15 protein-coding genes are annotated in these 22,636 nt (G+C 64.8%); 4 read left to right on the top strand and 11 right to left on the bottom strand.

Features of this window, described 5'->3' with window-relative positions; genetic code table 11:
- Positions 1 to 86: 86 nt before the first annotated feature.
- The 6 genes from ACF3ND_RS18160 to ACF3ND_RS18185 all read right to left on the bottom strand — a co-directional run bounded on the left by ACF3ND_RS18160 (position 87) and on the right by ACF3ND_RS18185 (position 13,457).
- Complete coding sequence (locus ACF3ND_RS18160) at positions 87 to 3,398, bottom strand: autotransporter domain-containing protein (RefSeq protein WP_394062997.1); 3,312 nt, start codon at positions 3,396 to 3,398, stop codon at positions 87 to 89.
- Between the two features lie 53 nt (positions 3,399 to 3,451).
- Entirely contained in the window at positions 3,452 to 6,760 is a 3,309-nt protein-coding gene (locus ACF3ND_RS18165; protein WP_394062999.1) for an autotransporter domain-containing protein, read from the bottom strand.
- 53 nt (positions 6,761 to 6,813) lie between these two features.
- The gene (locus tag ACF3ND_RS18170) at positions 6,814 to 10,113 is read right to left on the bottom strand and encodes an autotransporter domain-containing protein (protein ID WP_394063001.1); all 3,300 of its coding nucleotides are present in this window, start codon (positions 10,111 to 10,113) and stop codon (positions 6,814 to 6,816) included.
- A 400-nt stretch (positions 10,114 to 10,513) separates the two neighbouring features.
- Positions 10,514 to 10,903: a DUF6180 family protein gene (locus ACF3ND_RS18175; RefSeq protein ID WP_394063003.1), complete on the bottom strand. Its 390-nt coding sequence runs from the start codon at positions 10,901 to 10,903 to the stop codon at positions 10,514 to 10,516.
- Positions 10,904 to 11,230: 327 nt separating this feature from the next.
- Positions 11,231 to 12,604, bottom strand: a complete 1,374-nt coding sequence (gene mnmE / locus ACF3ND_RS18180; protein WP_394063005.1) for a tRNA uridine-5-carboxymethylaminomethyl(34) synthesis GTPase MnmE — start codon at positions 12,602 to 12,604, stop codon at positions 11,231 to 11,233.
- A 250-nt stretch (positions 12,605 to 12,854) separates the two neighbouring features.
- Entirely contained in the window at positions 12,855 to 13,457 is a 603-nt protein-coding gene (locus ACF3ND_RS18185; RefSeq protein WP_394063007.1) for a helix-turn-helix domain-containing protein, read from the bottom strand.
- Between the two features lie 110 nt (positions 13,458 to 13,567).
- Here ACF3ND_RS18185 and argE point away from each other — a divergent pair, with 110 nt between their 5' ends.
- The 4 genes from argE to ACF3ND_RS18205 are packed head-to-tail and all read left to right on the top strand — an operon-like array spanning position 13,568 to position 17,783.
- A complete protein-coding gene (argE, locus tag ACF3ND_RS18190; RefSeq protein ID WP_394063009.1) occupies positions 13,568 to 14,764 on the top strand; it encodes an acetylornithine deacetylase in 1,197 nt (398 codons plus the stop codon).
- Between the two features lie 33 nt (positions 14,765 to 14,797).
- The gene (locus ACF3ND_RS18195; protein WP_394063011.1) at positions 14,798 to 15,772 is read left to right on the top strand and encodes a threonine/serine dehydratase; all 975 of its coding nucleotides are present in this window, start codon (positions 14,798 to 14,800) and stop codon (positions 15,770 to 15,772) included.
- 3 nt (positions 15,773 to 15,775) lie between these two features.
- On the top strand, positions 15,776 to 16,780 hold the full coding sequence (locus ACF3ND_RS18200; RefSeq protein ID WP_394063013.1) for an ornithine cyclodeaminase family protein: 1,005 nt from the start codon (positions 15,776 to 15,778) through the stop codon (positions 16,778 to 16,780).
- A 31-nt stretch (positions 16,781 to 16,811) separates the two neighbouring features.
- Positions 16,812 to 17,783: a tripartite tricarboxylate transporter substrate-binding protein gene (locus ACF3ND_RS18205; protein WP_394063015.1), complete on the top strand. Its 972-nt coding sequence runs from the start codon at positions 16,812 to 16,814 to the stop codon at positions 17,781 to 17,783.
- Between the two features lie 138 nt (positions 17,784 to 17,921).
- On the opposite strand, the gene ACF3ND_RS18210 is transcribed toward ACF3ND_RS18205, so the two are convergent.
- From ACF3ND_RS18210 to rpmH, 5 genes are all read right to left on the bottom strand, one after another.
- The gene (locus tag ACF3ND_RS18210; RefSeq protein ID WP_394063017.1) at positions 17,922 to 19,379 is read right to left on the bottom strand and encodes a catalase; all 1,458 of its coding nucleotides are present in this window, start codon (positions 19,377 to 19,379) and stop codon (positions 17,922 to 17,924) included.
- Positions 19,380 to 19,687: 308 nt separating this feature from the next.
- Entirely contained in the window at positions 19,688 to 21,352 is a 1,665-nt protein-coding gene (gene yidC / locus ACF3ND_RS18215; RefSeq protein WP_394063019.1) for a membrane protein insertase YidC, read from the bottom strand.
- Positions 21,353 to 21,459: 107 nt separating this feature from the next.
- Positions 21,460 to 21,702, bottom strand: coding sequence for a membrane protein insertion efficiency factor YidD (yidD, locus tag ACF3ND_RS18220; RefSeq protein ID WP_394063021.1), 243 nt, complete (start codon positions 21,700 to 21,702; stop codon positions 21,460 to 21,462).
- The gene (locus ACF3ND_RS18225) at positions 21,699 to 22,067 is read right to left on the bottom strand and encodes a ribonuclease P protein component (protein WP_394063023.1); all 369 of its coding nucleotides are present in this window, start codon (positions 22,065 to 22,067) and stop codon (positions 21,699 to 21,701) included. Before ACF3ND_RS18225 ends, yidD begins: the two co-directional genes overlap by 4 nt.
- A 209-nt stretch (positions 22,068 to 22,276) precedes the next feature.
- Positions 22,277 to 22,411, bottom strand: a complete 135-nt coding sequence (gene rpmH, locus ACF3ND_RS18230) for a 50S ribosomal protein L34 (protein ID WP_003800771.1) — start codon at positions 22,409 to 22,411, stop codon at positions 22,277 to 22,279.
- Positions 22,412 to 22,636 lie beyond the last annotated feature (225 nt).

Below are 22,636 nucleotides of genomic sequence, written 5' to 3' on the forward strand. Positions count from 1 at the left end.
TCCGGAGTGAGGCAGTTAGTAAAATTGTTGCAAGCGAGAAGCGGAAAATGCTTTTTTTGATCTTGAGCGCGCATGATTCTGGAGTCTCAGAACGCCCAGTTCAGCGATACGTTGCCGCTGATGTCCGCCCGGCTCTCGCCCAGCAGACGGGTGCCGGCCGTCAGGCCCAGGCGCAGGCGCTCGGAAGCGTGCAGCGTCAGCCCGGCGCGCAGTGCCAGCGCCTGGCGGTCGACCCGGACGTAGCGCCCCTCGAAGCCCGTCTGTGCAGAAGCGTCGAACCGCGCGTGCTGGGTCTGGCGGCGGCCCAGCAGCGCCTGCTCCCAGGCGGCGGACACGTCGGCCTGCAGGCGCCGGCCCTGCTTCAGTTCCCAGCTCTGGCGCGCGGCCAGGCCCAAGGAGGCCTGCAGGGCCTCGGCGTGCGAGGAATCCAGGCGCAGGCGGCTGGCGGCCTCCCCCTCTTCGCTCAAGCCGGGACGGCTGTAGCGCAGGTAGTCCAGCGCCAGCACCGGGCCGATACGGCCGGTCTCGCCCAGCGGCCAGTTGTAGGCAGCCTGGATGCCCGCGGCCAGGGTGTGGCCGGTCCAGTCGGCCGAGGGGCTGGCCTGGTAGCCGGCGAAATCAATGCGCCGGCTCAGCTTGCCCTGCTCCAGCCCGGCGCGCACCTGGGCCACCCCGCTCCAGCCCTGGCGGGCGTCGGCGCGGTACAGGGCGTGCAGGCCCGCGCCCAGGCCGGTCAGCGTGCTCTTGGCCTGGAAGGGGCTGTCCATGTTCAGGCGCTGTTCGTTGGCGGTGGCGTGCAGGCCCAGACTCCAGTCGCTGCCCGCGGCGCGGTGCTCGGCGCCGAACAGCACGCCGTAGGTGTGGCTGCGGTGGTCCACGTCATTGCCGCCCAGTTGCCAGCGGTAGTTGCCGCCGAAGGGCTGGATGAAGGTTTGCCAGCCGTCCTTGCCCAGGCCGGGGCGCTGGCGCAGTTGTTCGGAGACCAGTTGTTCGCGGCGCAGGCTGGCGGCCAGTTGCGCGCCGTAGGCGCCGGCGCTCAGTTGGTCCAGGCCATGGCTGATGTCGCTGCCGTCAGGGCGGGAGAAGTCCAGCGCCTGGTAGGCCGAGGCCAGCGGGCGTTGGGCTTCGGTGGACGCTTGTTCCAGGCTGCGGCCCACCGCAGCCGCGTTGGGGGTGGCGGCGTAGTGGGTATAGGCGGTGGGACTGCGCTTGACGCGCCAGACGCCGTCGGCGCCGGTCTGCACGGCCAGCGTGGGCGAAGCCAGGCTGGCGCTGAACCGATCGAAGCCGCCTTGGGTTTGGGTGGCCTGGAACACAGTATCTTGGCTTATTGACCAGCCGTGCGCGTACCAATCGGGTTGCAGTTGGACGTTGAGCTCGCCGGCCAATTCCGCCAAGCCGTTCACTTCGATGCGGTCGTGCTGTTGCGTATTGGCGTCGATCACAATGCGGCCTTCGGGGCCCTGGACGAAGCGGCCGTTGATACTCATCTGGCCGAACGAGTTGCCGGGGCTGAGGGTGCCATGATTGGTGAAGCTGCTCTCGGGATGGATGGCATAAGAGCTGTGGCCGCCCAGGGTGGCGCCGGGGTCCACGCGCAGGCCGTACAGTTCGTGCTGGCCATTGAGCGAGGTCGCCCCGCCGGCGATGGCCACGGCCAGGTTGTCGCCGCCCTGGATGTTGCCCTCGTAGTACAGGCGAAAGTCAGGATCGGCCTGCGGGGTGGCGCGTCCCTGGGCGTCGGCCTTCTGGCCGAAGCTCAGGCGAGTCAGGCGCAGTTCGCCGTCTGCATCGCGCGAGGAGTAACGGGACAGGATGTCGCCTTGAATGCTGGCGCCCTGCATGATGTTGATGTTCCGCACCCAGGCGTTGTCAGCGATCTGGATGGCTGCTTTTTTACCCGAGAGCGGGCCGGACAGATCGTAATGGCTGACCAGCGCGCCTTGCAGGATCTCGGGAGGGGGCAGGTACTGGTCGCCCTTGACTCTCCACAGCCAGGAGCCGCGGTAGTCGGCTTCGTCGCCCGAGGAATTGTGTCCGAAGTCGAACAGGGCGCCTACGCCGTCTCGTCCGTCGGCGCGCACCTCGCCCTGCTGCACGATAGTGTGGTGGCGCCCGTAGCTGAACTGCAGGCCGCGGCCGTACCAGCCCTGGGCATGGATGCGGGTGGCCTGGGGGATGATGAGCGTGTTCTCGCTGCCGTCCACGCGCACGCCCACCCCGCCGGGGCCGGCGCTGAGCAGGTCGGCGGCCTGGGTGATGGTGTTGCGCTCGCCGTAGATGTGCAGGCCCAGGCCCTGGGTGGCCTGGTTGTACTGGCCGGGCAGGTAGGCGGTGCCGCTTGCATTGCGGGCAAAGAAGCCGCGGGTATTGGTCAGCGTGACGTCGTTGCCGTAGACCGAATAGCCGAAGAAGTTTTTGCGGTCGATGTGCAGGCCCATGTCCTGCAGGGCGGCGATCTCCGCTTCCATGAAGCCCGTGTAGTTGCGATAGGGCTGGTGGCTCATCAGGCTGTTGCGCAGCTCTGAGTGGCTCATGTAGTCCGTATCCACGCCCGCTTGCGGATCGTCATGATTGATCAGGATGCTGACGGGGATGCCGGGCATGGCGCCGTCGAGCGCGTCCAGCACGTGCGAGCCCGTGAAGTAGCCCTGGTCCTTGCGCAGGTCGAACGCGTCGGGGTCGTAGGGGTTCTTGCAGGGAACGCAGAGTACGGCCTGGTTGGGCCGGGCCGGGTTGCCGTTGTCGTCGCGCAGGCCCGCCGCCCAGCGGTTCAGGTAGGGGCGGAAGTATGGCGTGTCCGTTTCTTCCCGGTCTTCGGTCGTGTTCGCAATGCCCAGGGCGTGGCCCAGTTCGTGGAATATGACGGCGTTGTAGTCGACCTGGCCGGTCAGGGGAAGTTGGCTGGGCGTGACGGGCGCACTGTCGAACGGCAGCGCGCCCACGCTGATCACAGCCTGTGCTTGACTGAAGTCGCTCTCGCCCAGTTTGTTCAATAAGGCCGCTTGTAAAGCAGTGAACCTTATGCCGTTCGGATCGTCTTTATCGCTGATATTGGTGCTATAGGCGCTAGCAATGTGGTCGTCGTACGTGCCCAAGTTGACGATGCCCGGCCGTTGGCCGGGCTTGAGAGTCAGGATTTCCGCCCAGCGTTCGAGCGCCGCGCGTATTCTACGACGACCTCCATCGCCCAGCGCAAACGTGGATTCGCGCATGTCCTCGTCAGGGTCGTCTGGATCAGGAAGGTCATAGGATCCGTCGCCCGGGTTGTAGAAGCGGACTTCGAAGACCGCCTCGCCCTTGTTGTTATAGATGATTTCGGTTTGATACGCCTGGGCAGTGGCCGTGGCCATGGCCAGCAGGGTGATGCGGAGCAGGGCTTTGATCTTGAAGTCCATGCGTACAAATTCCGAGATGAGGCGGTGGTCGATTATGTTGCAAGCCAGATGATTTAAAAGGCCCAGTTCAGCGATACGTTGCCGCTGATGTCCGCCCGGCTCTCGCCCAGCAGGCGGGTGCCGGCCGTCAGGCCCAGGCGCAGGCGCTCGGAAGCGTGCAGCGTCAGCCCGGCGCGCAGCGCCAGCGCCTGGCGGTCGACCCGGACGTAGCGTCCCTCGAAGCCCGTCTGTGCAGAGGCGTCGAACCGCGCGTGCTGGGTCTGGCGGCGGCCCAGCAGCGCCTGCTCCCAGGCGGCGGACACGTCGGCCTGCAGGCGCCGGCCCTGCTTCAGTTCCCAGCTCTGGCGCGCGGCCAGGCCCAAGGAGGCCTGCAGGGCCTCGGCGTGCGAGGAATCCAGGCGCAGGCGGCTGGCGGCCTCCCCCTCTTCGCTCAAGCCGGGACGGCTGTAGCGCAGGTAGTCCAGCGCCAGCACCGGGCCGATGCGGCCCGCCTCGCCCAGCGGCCAGTTGTAGGCAGCCTGGATGCCCGCGGCCAGGGTATGCCCGGTCCAGTCGGACGAGGGGCTGGCCTGGTAGCCGGCAAAATCGATGCGCCGGCTCAGCTTGCCCTGCTCCAGCCCGGCGCGCACTTGGGCCACGCCGCTCCAGCCTTGGCGCGCGTCGGCGCGGTACAGGGCGTGCAGGCCCGCGCCCAGGCCGGTCAGCGTGCTCTTGGCCTGGAAGGGGCTGTCCATGTTCAGGCGCTGTTCGTTGGCGGTGGCGTGCAGGCCCAGGCTCCAGTCGCTGCCCGCGGCGCGGTGCTCGGCGCCGAACAGCACGCCATAGGTGTGGCTGCGGTGGTCCACGTCATTGCCGCCCAGTTGCCAGCGGTAGTTGCCGCCGAAGGGCTGGATGAAGGATTGCCAGCCGTCCTTGCCCAGGCCGGGGCGCTGGCGCAGTTGTTCGGAGACCAGTTGTTCGCGGCGCAGGCTGGCGGCCAACTGTGCGCCGTAGGCGCCGGCGCTGAGCTGGTCCAGGGCGTTGCTGATGTCGCTGCCGTCAGGGCGGGAGAAGTCCAGCGCCTGGTAGGCCGAGGCCAGCGGGCGTTGGGCTTCGGTGGACGCTTGTTCCAGGCTGCGGCCCACCGCAGCCGCGTTGGGGGTGGCGGCGTAGTGGGTATAGGCGGTGGGACTGCGCTTGACGGACCATAGGCCATGGGCCGCTTGTACGCTCAGCGTAGGCGAAGCCAGAGTGGCGCTGAACCGATCGAAGCCGCCTTGGGTTTGGGTGGCCTGGAACACAGTATCTTGGCTTATTGACCAGCCGTGCGCGTACCAATCGGGTTGCAGTTGGACGTTGAGCTCGCCGGCCAATTCCGCCAAGCCGTTCACTTCGATGCGGTCGTGCTGTTGCGTATTGGCGTCGATCACAATGCGGCCTTCGGGGCCCTGGACGAAGCGGCCGTTGATACTCATCTGGCCGAACGAGTTGCCGGGGCTGAGGGTGCCATGATTGGTGAAGCTGCTCTCGGGATGGATGGCATAAGAGCTGTGGCCGCCCAGGGTGGCGCCGGGGTCCACGCGCAGGCCGTAGAGCACGTGGTTGCCGTTGAGCGAGGCCGCTCCGCCGGCAACGACCACGGCCAGGTTGTCGCCGCCCTGGATGTTGCTCTCGTAGTACAGGCGAAAGTCAGGATCGGCCTGCGGGGTGGCGCGTCCCTGGGCGTCGGCCTTCTGGCCGAAGCTCAGGCGAGTCAGGCGCAGTTCGCCGTCTGCATCGCGCGAGGAGTAACGGGACAGGATGTCGCCTTGAATGCTGGCGCCCTGCATGATGTTGATGTTCCGCACCCAGGCGTTGTCCGAAATCTGGATGGCCGCCTTGCGGCCCGAGAGCGGGCCGGACAGGTCATAGTTGCTGACCAGCGCGCCCTGCAGGATCTCGGGAGGGAGCAGGTACCGGTCGCCATTGACTCTCCACAGCCAGGAGCCGCGGTAATCGTTCGAGTTGCCTTTGGCGTTGTTGCCGAAGTCGAACAGGGCGCCCACGCCGTCCCGTCCGTCGGCGCGCACCTCGCCCTGCTGCACGATAGTGTGGTGGCGCCCGTAGCTGAACTGCAGGCCGCGGCCGTACCAGCCCTGGGCATGGATGCGGGTGGCCTGGGGGATGATGAGCGTGTTCTCGCTGCCGTCCACGCGCACGCCCACCCCGCCGGGGCCGGCGCTGAGCAGGTCGGCGGCCTGGGTGATGGTGTTGCGCTCGCCGTAGATGTGCAGGCCCAGGCCCTGGGTGGCCTGGTTGTACTGGCCGGGCAGGTAGGCGGTGCCGCTTGCATTGCGGGCAAAGAAGCCGCGGGTATTGGTCAGCGTGACGTCGTTGCCGTAGACCGAATAGCCGAAGAAGTTTTTGCGGTCGATGTGCAGGCCCATGTCCTGCAGGGCGGCGATCTCCGCTTCCATGAAGCCCGTGTAGTTGCGATAGGGCTGGTGGCTCATCAGGCTGTTGCGCAGCTCTGAGTGGCTCATGTAGTCCGTATCCACGCCCGCTTGCGGATCGTCATGATTGATCAGGATGCTGACGGGGATGCCGGGCATGGCGCCGTCGAGCGCGTCCAGCACGTGCGAGCCCGTGAAGTAGCCCTGGTCCTTGCGCAGGTCGAACGCGTCGGGGTCGTAGGGGTTCTTGCAGGGAACGCAGAGTACGGCCTGGTTGGGCCGGGCCGGGTTGCCGTTGTCGTCGCGCAGGCCCGCCGCCCAGCGGTTCAGGTAGGGGCGGAAGTATGGCGTGTCCGTTTCTTCCCGGTCTTCGGTCGTGTTCGCAATGCCCAGGGCGTGGCCCAGTTCGTGGAATATGACGGCGTTGTAGTCGACCTGGCCGGTCAGGGGAAGTTGGCTGGGCGTGACGGGCGCACTGTCGAACGGCAGCGCGCCCACGCTGATCACAGCCTGTGCTTGACTGAAGTCGCTCTCGCCCAGTTTGTTCAATAAGGCCGCTTGTAAAGCAGTGAACCTTATGCCGTTCGGATCGTCTTTATCGCTGATATTGGTGCTATAGGCGCTAGCAATGTGGTCGTCGTACGTGCCCAAGTTGACGATGCCCGGCCGTTGGCCGGGCTTGAGAGTCAGGATTTCCGCCCAGCGTTCGAGCGCCGCGCGTATTCTACGACGACCTCCATCGCCCAGCGCAAACGTGGATTCGCGCATGTCCTCGTCAGGGTCGTCTGGATCAGGAAGGTCATAGGATCCGTCGCCCGGGTTGTAGAAGCGGACTTCGAAGACCGCCTCGCCCTTGTTGTTATAGATGATTTCGGTTTGATACGCCTGGGCAGTGGCCGTGGCCATGGCCAGCAGGGTGATGCGGAGCAGGGCTTTGATCTTGAAGTCCATGCGTACAAATTCCGAGATGAAACGGTGGTCGATTATGTTGCAAGTCAGATGATTTAAAAGGCCCAGTTCAGCGATACGTTGCCGCTGATGTCCGCCCGGCTCTCGCCCAGCAGGCGGGTACCGGCCGTCAGGCCCAGGCGCAGGCGCTCGGAAGCGTGCAGCGTCAGCCCGGCGCGCAGCGCCAGCGCCTGGCGGTCGACCCGGACGTAGCGCCCCTCGAAGCCCGTCTGTGCAGAAGCGTCGAACCGCGCGTGCTGGGTCTGGCGGCGGCCCAGCAGCGCCTGCTCCCAGGCGGCGGACACGTCGGCCTGCAGGCGCCGGCCCTGCTTCAGTTCCCAGCTCTGGCGCGCGGCCAGGCCCAAGGAGGCCTGCAGGGCCTCGGCGTGCGAGGAATCCAGGCGCAGGCGGCTGGCGGCCTCCCCCTCTTCGCTCAAGCCGGGACGGCTGTAGCGCAGGTAGTCCAGCGCCAGCACCGGGCCGATGCGGCCCGCCTCGCCCAGCGGCCAGTTGTAGGCAGCCTGGATGCCCGCGGCCAGGGTATGCCCGGTCCAGTCGGACGAGGGGCTGGCCTGGTAGCCGGCAAAATCGATGCGCCGGCTCAGCTTGCCCTGCTCCAGCCCGGCGCGCACTTGGGCCACGCCGCTCCAGCCTTGGCGCGCGTCGGCGCGGTACAGGGCGTGCAGGCCCGCGCCCAGGCCGGTCAGCGTGCTCTTGGCCTGGAAGGGGCTGTCCATGTTCAGGCGCTGTTCGTTGGCGGTGGCGTGCAGGCCCAGGCTCCAGTCGCTGCCCGCGGCGCGGTGCTCGGCGCCGAACAGCACGCCATAGGTGTGGCTGCGGTGGTCCACGTCATTGCCGCCCAGTTGCCAGCGGTAGTTGCCGCCGAAGGGCTGGATGAAGGATTGCCAGCCGTCCTTGCCCAGGCCGGGGCGCTGGCGCAGTTGTTCGGAGACCAGTTGTTCGCGGCGCAGGCTGGCGGCCAACTGTGCGCCGTAGGCGCCGGCGCTGAGCTGGTCCAGGGCGTTGCTGATGTCGCTGCCGTCAGGGCGGGAGAAGTCCAGCGCCTGGTAGGCCGAGGCCAGCGGGCGTTGGGCTTCGGTGGACGCTTGTTCCAGGCTGCGGCCCACCGCAGCCGCGTTGGGGGTGGCGGCGTAGTGGGTATAGGCGGTGGGACTGCGCTTGACGGACCATAGGCCATGGGCCGCTTGTACGCTCAGCGTAGGCGAAGCCAGAGTGGCGCTGAACCGATCGAAGCCGCCTTGGGTTTGGGTGGCCTGGAACACAGTATCTTGGCTTATTGACCAGCCGTGCGCGTACCAATCGGGTTGCAGTTGGACGTTGAGCTCGCCGGCCAATTCCGCCAAGCCGTTCACTTCGATGCGGTCGTGCTGTTGCGTATTGGCGTCGATCACAATGCGGCCTTCGGGGCCCTGGACGAAGCGGCCGTTGATACTCATCTGGCCGAACGAGTTGCCGGGGCTGAGGGTGCCATGATTGGTGAAGCTGCTCTCGGGATGGATGGCATAAGAGCTGTGGCCGCCCAGGGTGGCGCCGGGGTCCACGCGCAGGCCGTAGAGCACGTGGTTGCCGTTGAGCGAGGCCGCTCCGCCGGCAACGACCACGGCCAGGTTGTCGCCGCCCTGGATGTTGCTCTCGTAGTACAGGCGAAAGTCAGGATCGGCCTGCGGGGTGGCGCGTCCCTGGGCGTCGGCCTTCTGGCCGAAGCTCAGGCGAGTCAGGCGCAGTTCGCCGTCTGCATCGCGCGAGGAGTAACGGGACAGGATGTCGCCTTGAATGCTGGCGCCCTGCATGATGTTGATGTTCCGCACCCAGGCGTTGTCAGCGATCTGGATGGCTGCTTTTTTACCCGAGAGCGGGCCGGACAGATCGTAATGGCTGACCAGCGCGCCTTGCAGGATCTCGGGAGGGGGCAGGTACTGGTCGCCCTTGACTCTCCACAGCCAGGAGCCGCGGTAGTCGGCTTCGTCGCCCGAGGAATTGTGTCCGAAGTCGAACAGGGCGCCTACGCCGTCTCGTCCGTCGGCGCGCACCTCGCCCTGCTGCACGATAGTGTGGTGGCGCCCGTAGCTGAACTGCAGGCCGCGGCCGTACCAGCCCTGGGCATGGATGCGGGTGGCCTGGGGGATGATGAGCGTGTTCTCGCTGCCGTCCACGCGCACGCCCACCCCGCCGGGGCCGGCGCTGAGCAGGTCGGCGGCCTGGGTGATGGTGTTGCGCTCGCCGTAGATGTGCAGGCCCAGGCCCTGGGTGGCCTGGTTGTACTGGCCGGGCAGGTAGGCGGTGCCGCTTGCATTGCGGGCAAAGAAGCCGCGGGTATTGGTCAGCGTGACGTCGTTGCCGTAGACCGAATAGCCGAAGAAGTTTTTGCGGTCGATGTGCAGGCCCAAGTCCTGCAGGGCGGCGATCTCCGCCTCCATGAGGTTCGTGTAATTGCGATAGGGCTGGTGGCTCATCAGGCTGTTGCGCAGCTCGATGTGACTCATGTAATTGTTGTCTGCGCCTGCTTGCGGATCGTCATGGTTGATCAGGATGCTGACGGGGATGCCGGGCATGGCGCCGTCGAGCACGTCCTGCACGTGCGAGCCCGTGAAGTAGCCCTGGTCCTTGCGCAGGTCGAACGCGTTGGGGTCGTAGGGGTTGTTGCAGGGAACGCAGAGTATGGCCTGGAGGGGCCTGGCCGGGTTGCCGTTGTCGTCGCGCAGGCCCGCTGACCAGCGGTTCAGATAAGAGTAGAAGTAAGGCGTGGCGCTGCCTGGGCCGAACAATTCAAAGGTTCTGTTCACAATGCCCAGCGCATGGCCTAGTTCGTGGAACATGGTGGCGGCGTAGTCAAACTGGCCGGTCAGGGGAAGTTGGCTGGGGGTGACGGGTGCGCTGTCGAACGGCAGCGTGCCCACGTTGATCACCGCCTGCGCCTGATAGAACTCGCTCTCGTTCAGCTGATTCGTCAGCGCTGCTTGCAAAGCAGTGACGGCGGGACTGTCCGGGTTGTCCTTATCTCCAAAATCAATGCTGTAAGCACTGGCGTTGGCAGCGCTGTATGTGCCCAGGTTGATGATGGCCGGCCGGTAGCCGGGCTGCAGGGTCAGGATTTCCGCCCAGCGCTCGAGTGCCGCGCGTACTTTCCGGCGCCCATTTTCATCGAAATTGAAGGTGGATTCACGATTGGCTATGTTGCCGATGTCGTAAGTCCCGTCGCCCGGGTTGTAGATGCGAACTTCGAAGGCCGCTTCGCCCTTCTTGTTGTAGATGATTTCGGCTTGGTAGGCGTGGGCATTAATCGTGCTGCACGCAAGTATTGTAACGCTTATTATGGCCTTGATCTTGACGTCCATGATGGCGAACTCCTTGTTACAGCGTCTAATGTAAGATGGCGGTAGGTTGAGAATGGGTAACAGTAAAGAGTAAATAGTTGCAATCAGGACGAAAAAAAAGTAACACCCTCGGCACTGCCGGTATCTACTTCAGTAAGCGGATTTGGAGAGCGGCGCAGCGCTGCGTTTCATGTGCGCAGCTGGAGGCGTTTACGTGGGGTTGTCGAACCAGTGCGCAGGCCTTACGGATATTGACAGCAATGTCACCGGATGACTTGAATGGAAGTGTGGTTCGCGGCCTGGCGACACAGACTGGAGCAGCGCGGTTGGTATCCGGATCTGCGTGCTGAGCGCGTGTGGAGGACTGGCCTGTTGATCAAATAAACAGGCCTTAGAGACAAGCCTTGGCCTGGTGGGCGGCTTAACGCAGCCTCGTCACCGTCAATGCCTGGGCGATCTTGTCGCTGAGTTGCCGGGGCGCGGCCAGAATGGCCGAATCGGCGCTTCGGGCCTGGATGATGTAGGCCGTGGCCCGATCCAGCCCTATGCAGTAGACCACCAGAGAACCGCCGCCGATGGGCGCGCCGCCGATGTAGATGCCCAGTTGATCAGGATCGTTCGGCTCCGTGTGCTGCAGGTAGCCTTCGTCGGCGGCCGTGCGGCGTACCGCGTCCAGGCATTGCGCCACCGACAGGGAGGAAATCGAGCGCCGTTCCGCCTGCAGGCCGGCGGGCTCCGCGTCCTGGGCCAAGGACGACGCCATGGCGCCCGACAAGGCCGCCAGCATGAGCCATTCGCGCAGTTTCAGCATGACGTCCTCCCGCGGGAGATGATGGAGCCCTCAGCATAGCGCCGGCCGGGCGGGCTGTTCGACTATGCTGAACAATCCATGACTATTTTGCGGGTTAATACGGAGGTGGTCGCATCCAAGGCGCCGCCGTACCTCCATGGCGAGGCGGCGTCCAGGATATCGCCCGCCGCCCGCCGCATTGGAGCGCCGGGCGCTGCTTTTTTGACGATGCCTGCAAGAAAGCCCCGTCTGCGTCCATTCTGGCTCGTCGTCCTCGCAGGCAACGTACGCGTGCCCCACGTTCGAGCGGCATGAACCCATGCGCCGACAGCCTCCGCTTGGGGTGCTTCACTTCCCGATGCAGAAACTAGAGAAAATCTCCCCCAGCAGATCGTCGCTGCTGAATTCGCCTGTAATAGAGCACAGGTCCAGGTGGGCCAGGCGCAGTTCTTCGGCGAACAGGTCCAGGACCTGGTCGCTGTGAGCGGCGTGTTCGGCGGCCAGGCCCAGGTGGCGGTCCGCGCGCTCCAGGGCGCGCAGGTGGCGCTCGCGCGCCAGCCAGGGGGATTCGCTGCCGGGGTTCCAGCCCGCGATGTCCAGCAGCGTGCGGCGCAACTCGTCCAGACCCTGTTTGCGGCGGGCGGAGATGGGCAGCACGGTGGCGCCGTTTTCCTGGGCGGGCAAGGCGGCCTGTTGTTCGGGTGTGAGCAGGTCGATCTTGTTGTAGACGCGCAGCACGGGCACGTGCGCGGGCAGACGTTCGGTGATGGCGCCGTCCAGGCTGTCCTGGGGCTGGCGGGCGTCCAGCAGGTGCACGATGACGTTGGCCTTGGCGATCTCGTCCCACGTGCGGGCGATGCCGATGCGCTCGACCGTATCCTCTGTTTCACGCAGGCCGGCCGTGTCCACGATGTGCAGCGGGATGCCTTCGATGTGGATCAACTGCATGACGCGGTCGCGCGTGGTGCCGGCGATGTCGGTGACGATGGCCACCTCTTCGCCGGCCAGGGCGTTGAGCAGGCTGGACTTGCCCACATTGGGCTGGCCGGCCAGCACCACGTGCAGGCCTTCACGCAGGATGGCGCCCTGGCGCGACTGCTGCAGGATGCGGTCCAGTTCGTCCTGTATGCCTTGCAGCGTCTGCGCGGCCTGGTATTTCTCCAGGAAGTCGATTTCTTCCTCTGGAAAGTCCAGGGTGGCTTCCACCAGCATGCGCAGGTGGATGATGCGATCGGCCAAGGCATTGATGTTGTCGGAGAACACGCCCGACAGCGAGGCCACGGCGCTGCGCGCGGCAGCCTCCGAGGAGGCGTCGATCAGGTCGGCCACCGCCTCGGCCTGGGCCAGGTCCATGCGATCGTTCAGGAAGGCGCGCTGGGTGAATTCGCCCGGCTCGGCCAGGCGCAGGCCCAGTTCCCTGCCGGCCTGCAGGCAGCGGTCCAGCACGCGGCGCAGCACCGCCGGTCCGCCGTGGCCCTGCAGTTCCAGCACGTCTTCGCCCGTATAGGAATGCGGGCCCTTGAAGAACAACGCAATGCCTTCGTCGATGGTCTGGCCCTGGGCGTCCCTGAAGGGCAGGAAATGCGCATGGCGCGGTTGCAGTTCGCGGCCGAACAGGGTCTGCACCAGGGGAGCGAGCTCCTTGCCGGAGACGCGCACGACACCGATGCCGCCCCGGCCGGGGGCGGTGGCAATGGCCGCGATGGGAGAGGAACTGGACATATCGGGGAAACGGAATTGGCGGAATGCGCCTATTGTAATGGAGGCGCACAGGCGCATCCTTGAATGTGCGGCCGTCGCGTCGCCATGCATGGCCTTGACGCAATGCCGACCGCAGCGCAGGTCGGCGTAGAGGCGAAACCGTCTTGAACCACGTCAGACGGGCAGACCTGCGCGTGGCCTGTTCGGCCGTGACGGCGGTGTTCAGAACGCCGCTGCGTGGAAACGGAAGCCAGCCTGGCAGCAGGTCAGTTCAGCTGTCGTTGACGCAGACCACCAGGATTTCCACGCTCTCGCCGTGCTCGCACAGGTAGATGTGGCCCAGGTTGCTGTCGAAGTAGATGCTGTCGCGCGCCTGCAGCACGTGGCGCCGTCCGTCCTGGAACTGCATGGTCAGTTGGCCGTCGATCACGAAGATGAATTCCTCGCCCTGGTGCTGGCTGAAGTCGCTGGCGTCGCGCGGCTGACCGGCCAGCACGCGGCCGTGCATGGGGATCATCTTCTTGTTGATCCATTCGGACGCCAGCATGCCATACTCATAGCGATGGGCGTGATAGGTGACGGTGCGCGAGGCGCGCCCCACCAGGATGTCCAGGCCGGATTCCTTCTGGTCGCGCGGCGTTTTGAACAGATCGGACAGATCCATCTTCAGGGCGCGGCTGACGGCCAGGAATTTTTCGTAGCTCAAGCCGATCAGGCCGCGTTCGGCCTTGGACAGCGTGGACAGGGAGACATTGGACAGGCGAGCCAGCATCAACAGGGTCAAGCCCTGTCGCTTGCGTTCATCGCGGATGCGCGCCCCCATCGCCGTTTTGCTCAACAGGTTGGGCGCGGTGCTTGCCGAATCTTTTGTCATAACCTATTAGAATAAAGGATACTGGTTTTATAGATATTATTAATTTTCTTATACGAAAACTCTGTCCTATCGTATGTAAGATATAAGGTTTACGTCAGGAGAAAAAAGGCATGACTGCGTTGTTTGATCCTACTGTTTATCCCTCCAGCTCGGTCGATTGGATCAAAAAGCTGATTGCTTATGATACGACAAGCCGTGAATCTAATCTTGGCCTGATCCATGATGTGCAAACCTATTTGCACCTGCAGGGCCTGGAGACGGTGCTGACGCACGACCCGAGCGGACGCAAGGCCAATCTGTTCGCCACCATTCCCGCGGCCGATGGCCGCCGCACGGGCGGCATCGTGCTCTCCGGCCACACCGACGTGGTGCCCGTGGACGGCCAGAACTGGACCAGCGATCCCTTCAAGCCCGAAGTGCGCGACGGCCGCCTGTACGGCCGCGGGGCCTGCGATATGAAAGGGTTCGTGGGGGTGACCCTGCAACTGGTGCCTGAGATGCTGTCCACCCCGCTGGCACATCCCATTCATCTGGCCTATTCCTACGACGAAGAAGTCGGTTGCGTGGGCGCCCCGGTCATGATCGACGATCTGGTGCGCCGCGGCGTGAATCCCGATGGCTGCGTGGTGGGCGAACCCACCAGCATGCGCACCATCGTGGCGCACAAGGGCATCAATGCCTACCGTTGCCGGGTGCACGGCCATGCGGCGCACTCTTCGCTGACGCCCAAGGGCCTGAACGCCATCGAATACGCGGCGCGCATCATCACGGCCATTCGCGAGCTGGCCGACGACTACAAAAGCCTGGGCCCCTACGACCACGATTTCGACGTGCCCTTCACCACTTTGCAGACCAGCATGATTCGCGGCGGCATCGCCCTGAATACCGTGCCGGACCTGTGCGAGTTCGAATTCGAGTATCGCAACCTGCCCGGCGTCGATCCCGAGCCCATCTTGCAGGAGATCCGTGAATTCATCGAAGGCCAGGTGCTGCCCGCCATGCGCCGCGAGCATCCCAACGCCGCCGTGGAGCTGGAGAAGCTGGCCAGCGCTCCCGGCCTGAACCCCGAGGAACACGCTGCCATCACCAAGCTGGTGCGCGAGCTGACGCGCGACGACACCGTGCGCAAGGTGGCCTACGGCACCGAGGCGGGCCTGTTCCAGCGCGCCGGCGTGCCGTCCATCATCTGCGGTCCGGGCAATATCGAGCAGGCACATCGTCCGGACGAGTACGTGGAGCTGGTCCAGATCGAGCAGTGCGAGCAGTTTCTGCGGGCCTTGATCCGCACCCAGGCCGTCCGGCCCTGACAGCCCGCAGAGGCTGGTTTCAGAGATACAACCATGACACAAGAAAAAGTTACCCAGGAAAATGTGGCGCGGGCGCATGAGCGCCTGCGCCCCTACGTGCGCCAGACGCCGGTGTTCGACTACGACAGCCGGCGCCTGGACAGTTCGGTCAATTTCAAGTTCGAACACCTGCAGCGCTCGGGCACCTTCAAGGTGCGCGGCGCCTTCAACAATCTGCTCAGCCTGTCCGAGGAACAGCGCCGCCGGGGCGTGACCTGCGTGTCCGCCGGCAACCACGCCGTGGCCGTGGCCTACGCGGCCCATGAAATGGGCGTCAGGGCCAAGACCGTCATGATCAGCACGGCCAGCCCGGCCCGCGTGGCCCTGTGCCGCCAGTTCGGCGCGGACATCGTGTTCGCCGACAATGGCGAGCAGGCCTTCGAGCTGGTGCGCCAGATCGAACGCGACGAACAGATGAGCTTCATCCACCCGTTCAGCTCCTACCCCACCGTCATGGGCACGGCCACGCTGGGCCATGAATGGCTGCAGCAGGCCGGCAAGCTGGACGCGGTGCTGGTGCCCATCGGCGGAGGCGGCCTGGCGGCCGGCGTGTCGGCCGCGGTGAAGCTGTGGCAGCCCGACTGCGTGGTCTACGGCATCGAGCCCGCGGGCGCCAACGTCATGGCGCTCAGCCGCGCGGCGGGACAGCCGCAGAAGATCGGCGCCATGCAGTCCATCGCCGACAGCCTGATGGCGCCGCACACCGATGAATTCAGCTTCCGCATCTGCCAGGATAATATCGATGCCCTGGAGACGGTGACCGAGGACCAGATCCGTTCGGCCATGCATTTCCTGTTCGAGGAGTTCAAGATGGCCACCGAGCCGGCCTGCGCCGTGGCCACCGCCGCCTTGATGCATCCCTTGCGCGACCGGCTGGCGGGCCAGCGCGTGGGCGTGCTGTTCTGCGGTTCCAACACGGATACGGACACCTATGTTCGCCACATCACCACGCCGCTGGCGCGGGGGTGATCCATGGACCATTCCGTGTATGTGGCCAACGCCGACGAGGTGTTTGGCGGCCTGGAGCTGGGCGCGGCCATTGAATTGATGCGCCATGGTTTTGCCGCCTTGCAGCAGGGGCGGATCGACCAGCCGCTGCGCACCATCGTGCGCAGTCCGCTGGCGGCGGGCTTCCTGGGCATGATGCCCGCCTGCGTCGACCTGCCCGAGATCTACCCCGAGCCCCTGTACGGCGCCAAGATGGGCACGCTGTTTCCGGACAATGTGCGTCTGGGCAAGGACCCGCACCAGGGCTGCGTGCTGCTCATGAGCGCCCGCACGGGCGAGACGCGCGCCATCCTGGACGCCAGCAGCGTCACCGCCCTGCGCACGGCGGCGGTGACCGGCCTGGCCACGGACCTGCTGGCCAGGCCCGATGCGAGCGTGCTGACGCTGTTCGGCGGCGGCCACCAGGCCTTGTGGCAATTGCGCGCCGTCGCCCAGGTGCGCGCCTTGAGCAAGGTGTTCGTGGTGACGCGATCGCCGGAGTCGGCTCGTCATTTTATGCAAGAGGCCCAGCCTTATATTGCTTGCCCCCTGTTTGCGGATGTGGCGCCCGAGCAGGCCGTGGCACAATCCGATCTGGTCTTGACCGCCACCAGTTCGGCCACGCCCGTGCTGCAGCGCGACTGGCTGCGGCCGGGCACGCATGTGACGGCCATGGGATCGAGCACGCCGGCCAGCCGCGAGCTGGACGGCCCGACCATGGCGGCGGGCCGCCTGTTCGTGGATCGGGTCCAGTCCACCCGCACCGAGTCCGGAGAGTTCCTGGACGCCTGCCGGGAAGGCTGGCTGAGCGCCGATACGCCGCTGACCGAGCTGGGCGCCATCCTGGAAGGACAGGCGCCGGGCCGTCTGGACCGCGAGGAGATCACGATATTCAAGTCATTGGGGCTGGCTTTCGAGGATGTGCTGACGGCCGCCGCACTGTTGAGTCGCCATGCCCGGGAAGGGCATGGACGTTTGGTTGAACTTTAAAAGCGTCATGAAGACGCCGGGGAGCTGAGCGATGAAGATGAAATGGGTGCAGGTTCTGGCGGGGGCCTCGCTGGCCCTGGCGGCAGGCATGGCCATGGCGGCCAAGCTGCCGGACACGGTCCGGCTGGTGGTGGGCTATCCGGCGGGCGGCACGGCCGACGCCGTGGCGCGGGTCTATGCCGAACAACTGCGCGAGAAGCTGGGCGTGAACGTGGTGGTGGACAACCGCGCCGGCGCAGGCGGCCAGGTGGCGGCCCAGGGCTTTCTACGCTCGCCCGTGGACGGCTCGGTTCTGCTGGTGGCCAACAATCACATGATGACCACCCTGCCCCTGACGGTGAAGACCGTCACCTATGATCCGGTCAAGGACTTCCTGCCTGTGGCCGTCATCGCCAAGTTCGAGCACATCTTCGTGGTGGGCAAGACCACGCCGGCTAATACCCTGGCCGAATATGTGGAGCTGGTGCGCAAGGAGCCCGAGAAGTACGGCCACTACGGCATTCCCGCGCCGGGCAGCGCGCCCCAGTTCCTGGGCTACAGCATCGCCAAGAAGAACGGCATCCAGATGACGCCGGTGCCTTACAAGGGAGGCGCGCCGCTGATCAATGACCTGCTGGGCGACCACATCCCCGCGGGCATCGATGCGGTGGGCATGATCACCGAGCACGTGGCGGCCGGTTCGGTGCTCGTGCTGGGCATCACCGGCCCCAAGCGCCTGGACATCCTGAAGGATGTGCCGACCTTCGTGGAAATGGGCTACGGCAACCTGGAGGCTTCGGGCTGGATGGGCATCTTCGCTCCCGTGGGCATGGAGCCCGAGCTGGTCAAGCAGTTCCAGGAGGCCTTCAACGAGGTCGCCAAGAATCCCAAGATCGAAAAGGCCATCGTGCCCATCGGCTTCCGTCCTTCCTCGGGAGACGGCCAGGAGCTGGCGCGCACCGTGCAGGAAGATCTGGACACCTGGGGCCCCATCATCAAGGAATCGGGCTACCTGCAGCAGTGATGCGCAGCGTCTGAGCGCGAAAAACTCGGCCTTGGCCGGGTTTTTTCATGCTGGCGCCAGCTTGCCGCCGGGGCCCGGAAAAGAGAAACCCCCCAACCTTGCGGTTGGGGGGTTAATGCTCCCTAAGGAGCCAGTTCGCTAAAACTGTACTTGAAATGTACCACGCTTTTTCAGCTCTGCATAGACCCCCTCGCCGTAGGCCGGATCCGCCTTGCGGAAGTGGCCCAGCTGGCGCTCGATGATCTCCTTGGGCACGCCGGCCATGGCGTCCGCGATGTTGCTGAAGAGGCGCTGTTTTTCCTCATCATTGAACAGGCGGAACAGATTGCCCGGCTGCGTGTAGTAATCGTCGTCCACGCGGTGGTCCCAGTGGTCGGCGGCCTGTCCGTCCAGCGCCAGAGGCGGTTCCGTGCGCGGGGCCTGCTGCCATTGGCCCTGGCTGTTGGGTTCGTAGTTGATGGCGCCGCCCTGGTTGTCGCCCATGCGCATCGCGCCGTCGCGATGGTAGCTGTGATGGAAGGGACAGCGCGGCGCATTGACCGGCAGCAGGCCGTGGTTCACGCCCAGGCGGTAGCGCTGGGTGTCGCCGTAGGAGAAGATGCGGCCTTGCAGCATGCGGTCGGGCGAATGGCCTATGCCGGGCACGAGGTTGGCCGGCGTGAAGGCGGCCTGCTCCACCTGCGCGAAATAGTTGCTGGGGTTCTCGTTCAGTTCCAGCACGCCCACGTCGATCAGCGGGAAGTCGCCGTGCGGCCATACCTTGGTCACGTCGAAGGGATTGATGTGGTAGCTGCGCGCCTGCTCTTCGGTCATCACCTGGATGCGCAGCGACCAGCGCGGGAAATTGCCTTTCTCGATGTTCTCGTACAGGTCGCGCTGCGAACTTTCCCTGTCCTGGCCCACCACGGCGGCGGCTTCGGCATTGGTGTAGTTGGCGATGCCCTGCTGCGACTTGAAGTGGAACTTCACCCAGTGGCGCTGGCCCTGGTCGTTGATCAGGCTGTAGGTGTGCGAGCCGAAGCCGTGCATCTGGCGCAGGTTGCGCGGCAGGCCGCGATCGCTCATCAGGATGGTGATCTGGTGCAGGGACTCGGGCGAGAGCGACCAGAAGTCCCAGGCCGCCGCCATGTTGCGCATATGGGTGCGCGGGTCGCGTTTCTGGGTGTGGATGAAGTCGGGGAACTTCAGTGGATCCCGTATAAAGAAGACAGGAGTGTTATTGCCCACCAGGTCCCAGTTTCCTTCTTCGGTATAGAACTTGATGGCGAATCCTCGTACGTCGCGTTCTGCATCTGCGGCTCCTGCTTCACCGGCTACGGTGGAAAAACGTAAGAAAACGGGGGTGCTGCTGCCTGGCTTGAAGACCTTGGCCATGCTGTAGCGGCTGATGTCGTGGGTGACCGTGAAGGTGCCGAAGGCGCCCGAGCCCTTGGCGTGCACGACACGCTCGGGGATGCGTTCGCGATCGAAGTGGGCCAGTTTTTCCAGCAGCCAGAAATCCTGCATCAGGACCGGTCCGCGCGGACCGGCCGTCATGGAGTTCTGGTTTTCCTCGACCGGGCGGCCGGCAGCGGTCGTCAGGGTTTTGTTGCTCATGGCGATTCTCCGTGGAAGCTGACCCGGAGTATGGGTCGTGTTAAGAAGTTGGAACCAGTCTACCTGCCCTGCCGAAATTAGTTAAATTGAATGAGCTAAGCGAAAAAATAGTTTTTAGCTATTACAAACTCTACCTCTGGCTGATCATAGCCCGGAGATATCCACACGGGACAAAAATGCCCTCGCGCTGCGCTTCGGCCTGCGCCCTCCCAGGGGGCGCTTTCCGCCTGGGGCTGCTCGGCGTTCAGGCGTCCGGCGAAAAAAAAACCCCGCCGGTTCGGCGGGGTTCCAGGCTGGCGCGGGCTGGATCAGCTATGGGCAGCCTTGGCGCTCTTTTTCTCGATCTGCACGGTGATGTAGCGCTGCTGGGCGATGGACAGGATGTTGTTCACGCACCAGTACAGCACCAGGCCGGCCGGGAAGAAGAACATCATGCCGCCGAACACCAGAGGCATCAGCATCATGACCTTGGCCTGCATAGGATCAGGCGGGGTGGGATTGAGCTTGATCTGCAGGAACATGGTGCCCATCATGATGGCGGGCAGGATCATCCAGGGATCGCGCGCGGCCAGATCGTGGATCCAGAGGATCCAGGGGGCGCCGCGCATCTCCACGCTGCCCAGCAGCACCCAGTACAGGGCGATGAACACGGGAATCTGCACCAGCATGGGCAGGCAGCCGCCCAGGGGATTGATCTTCTCCGTGCGGTACATTTCCATCATGGCGGCGTTCAGCTTGGCCTTGTCGTCGCCGAATTTCTCGCGCAGGGCCTGCATGCGCGGCGCGAACTGCTTCATCTTGGCCATGGAGCGGTAGCTGGCGGCCGACAGCGGGAAGAACACCAGCTTGATCAGCACGGTCAGGGCGACGATGGCCCAGCCCCAGTTGCCCAGCAGGGCGTGCAGCCAGGTCAGCAGCTTGAACAGCGGCTTGGCGATGATGGTCAGCCAGCCGTAGTCCACCACCAGGTCCAGGCCGGTAGCCAGTTGCGACATGGCCTTCTGGTCCTGGGGGCCGACCCACAGGGCGGCGTCCACGGCCTTGCTCTGGCCGGCCTCGATGGCGCCCACGGGTTCGAGCGTGCGCACGGCGTACAGGTTGTTGCCCAGCTTCAGGACTTCGTTGGTGCGCTTGACGTCCTGGGCGGGCACCCAGGCGGTGGCGAAGTAGTGCTGCACCATGCCGATCCAGCCGTTGTCCACGTCGCGGGCGTAGCTGGCCTTGTTCTTGTCGATGTCCGAGAAGGTGACCTTCTGGAACTTGTCGTTGCTGGAATACACGACGGGACCGGTGAAGGTGCTGTACAGGCGCGAGGAATCGGGCGGATTGTTGCCGTCGCGGGTCAGCTGCAGGTAGAGCGTGGGCGAGATCGCGGCGCCGCTCTGGTTCTGGATGTCGTGGCGCACCTGGATGTCGTAGCGGCCCTTGTGCAGAGTGTAGGTCTTGGTGACCTTGACGTCGCCGGAGGTGGCTTCGAAGACCACGTCCAGGGAGTCGCCGGTCAGGGCGCGCTCGGTGGACACCAGGGTGAAGGGCGTCAGGTGGTTGGGCAGGTTCTGGCCGGCGGCGCCGACCACGCCGGACTGGGCCAGGTAGGTGGAGCCGGCGGAGTTGTCCAGCAGCACCATGGGCTGCTCAGGCGCTTCGGGCGAGCCGTACTTGAGCAGTTCGGCCTTGATCAGCTGGGCGCCTTCGGTGCTGAAGCTGAGCTTGTAGACGTCCGTGGTGATGTCCACGGTCTGGGCCGAAGCGGACACGACGCTGTTGGTCGCGGGCAGCGCGGCGGGGGCGGTCGGCTGGTGGCCGGCGGGCACGCTGCCGTCGGCGGCGGGCTCGGGAGCTGCCTGCGTCTGCGTGGTGGCTGGACTGGAAGCGAACAGCGAAGGCTTGCCGTTGTATTCCTGCCAGTTGTTCCACAGCAGCAGCAGTGAAAACGAGAAGATCATCCAAAGGATGGTGCGTCGGATATCCATAGCGCCTGTATCACATTTATAAAGCTGAGCAAAAGCTTAGCAGTTTAACGTAGCTGGCCGGCAAACAGGGGATTTGTCCGTAAAAACAAGGCGTCGGCCAGGACGGGTCAGGGTGTGTTGCGGTTGCCCGGGTGAGGCGGCGGCACGGGGTCGTGGCCGCCCTGGCACCAGGGGTTGCAGCGGCAGATGCGGCGAGCGCCCAGCCACAGCCCTTTCAGGGGGCCGTGAATGTCGATGGCCTGCAAGGCATAGTTGGAACAGCTGGGGGTGAAGCGGCAGTTCCTTCCGATCCAGGGGCTCAGGAAGAACTGGTAGAAGCGGATCGGCGCCGAGGCCAGCCTGCGCATCATGACCGGGCCCGGGACAGCAGCGTGTCGGCTTCGTCGCGCACCAGCTGCTTGAGGGCGGTCAGGGAGACCAGCGGCACCTTGCCGTGCAGCCGGAAGACGTAGTCGGCATCGGGCAGATGGGCGCGCTTGTGGCGGAAGGTCTCGCGGATGATGCGCTTGATCGTGTTGCGGGTGACGGCACGGGCGGCGAAGCGCTTGGGAATGATGAGCCCCAGGCGCGCCCCGTCGTCGGGACGTTCGCCGGCCCCGGCGCGAGAGCGGGTGACCACGAACAAAGCCCCGCGACCTACGCGCTGCCCCTTGAGGGACTGGGCGTATTCGGTGGGGCTATGCAAGCGAGCCGTGGCTGGAAAGGAGGCACGCATGATGCGCAAGGCAGTTTGGGACGCGGGGAGCCTCTGAGCAAGTCGAGCGGTAAGCGGTCGTTGCGGGTCGGGATGGGATGCTAGGCGTGAACCGCAGCGATAGCTTGGCTATCGCGAGGATTTGCAACGCGGCAGACCGCCCGAATCCGCAACGGCACGCGGCGCGGGGACTTGTTCAGAGGCTCCCTAACCACGCATCCCGTCATGGCTTATACAGCCAGGCGCTTGCGACCCTTGGCGCGACGTGCGTTCAGAACAGCGCGGCCGCCACGGGTCTTCATGCGAACGCGGAAACCGTGGGTACGCTTGCGACGGGTAACAGAGGGTTGGTAAGTGCGTTTCATGGTGTGTCCAAAGAAAAAGAGCCGCCAGAAATCGCAGAAATCTTTCCACCCCCAAGGCGATGTCCCGGGGATCTGGCAACAGAAATTCGTGTTAAGCCCACCATTTCAGCAAATTTTTTGTGTCGTGTCAATCGTTTAGCGGCGCGGCTTCAAACATATTTGTACGGCCTGTGGATAACTTGGGGCAGGACAGGGTAGAATTGAGGTTTACTGAAGTGAAGACCG

It is taken from the genome of Alcaligenes sp. WGS1538 (assembly GCF_043187505.1).
Lineage (GTDB): Bacteria > Pseudomonadota > Gammaproteobacteria > Burkholderiales > Burkholderiaceae_B > Alcaligenes.

Coding starts and splice junctions, on each gene's coding strand:
- ACF3ND_RS18160 (WP_394062997.1), bottom strand. CDS start 3,398: ATGGACTTCAAGATCAAAGCCCTGCTCCGCATCACCCTGCTGGCCATG.
- ACF3ND_RS18165 (WP_394062999.1), bottom strand. CDS start 6,760: ATGGACTTCAAGATCAAAGCCCTGCTCCGCATCACCCTGCTGGCCATG.
- ACF3ND_RS18170 (WP_394063001.1), bottom strand. CDS start 10,113: ATGGACGTCAAGATCAAGGCCATAATAAGCGTTACAATACTTGCGTGC.
- ACF3ND_RS18175 (WP_394063003.1), bottom strand. CDS start 10,903: ATGCTGAAACTGCGCGAATGGCTCATGCTGGCGGCCTTGTCGGGCGCC.
- mnmE (WP_394063005.1), bottom strand. CDS start 12,604: ATGTCCAGTTCCTCTCCCATCGCGGCCATTGCCACCGCCCCCGGCCGG.
- ACF3ND_RS18185 (WP_394063007.1), bottom strand. CDS start 13,457: ATGACAAAAGATTCGGCAAGCACCGCGCCCAACCTGTTGAGCAAAACG.
- argE (WP_394063009.1), top strand. CDS start 13,568: ATGACTGCGTTGTTTGATCCTACTGTTTATCCCTCCAGCTCGGTCGAT.
- ACF3ND_RS18195 (WP_394063011.1), top strand. CDS start 14,798: ATGACACAAGAAAAAGTTACCCAGGAAAATGTGGCGCGGGCGCATGAG.
- ACF3ND_RS18200 (WP_394063013.1), top strand. CDS start 15,776: ATGGACCATTCCGTGTATGTGGCCAACGCCGACGAGGTGTTTGGCGGC.
- ACF3ND_RS18205 (WP_394063015.1), top strand. CDS start 16,812: ATGAAGATGAAATGGGTGCAGGTTCTGGCGGGGGCCTCGCTGGCCCTG.
- ACF3ND_RS18210 (WP_394063017.1), bottom strand. CDS start 19,379: ATGAGCAACAAAACCCTGACGACCGCTGCCGGCCGCCCGGTCGAGGAA.
- yidC (WP_394063019.1), bottom strand. CDS start 21,352: ATGGATATCCGACGCACCATCCTTTGGATGATCTTCTCGTTTTCACTG.
- yidD (WP_394063021.1), bottom strand. CDS start 21,702: ATGATGCGCAGGCTGGCCTCGGCGCCGATCCGCTTCTACCAGTTCTTC.
- ACF3ND_RS18225 (WP_394063023.1), bottom strand. CDS start 22,067: ATGCGTGCCTCCTTTCCAGCCACGGCTCGCTTGCATAGCCCCACCGAA.
- rpmH (WP_003800771.1), bottom strand. CDS start 22,411: ATGAAACGCACTTACCAACCCTCTGTTACCCGTCGCAAGCGTACCCAC.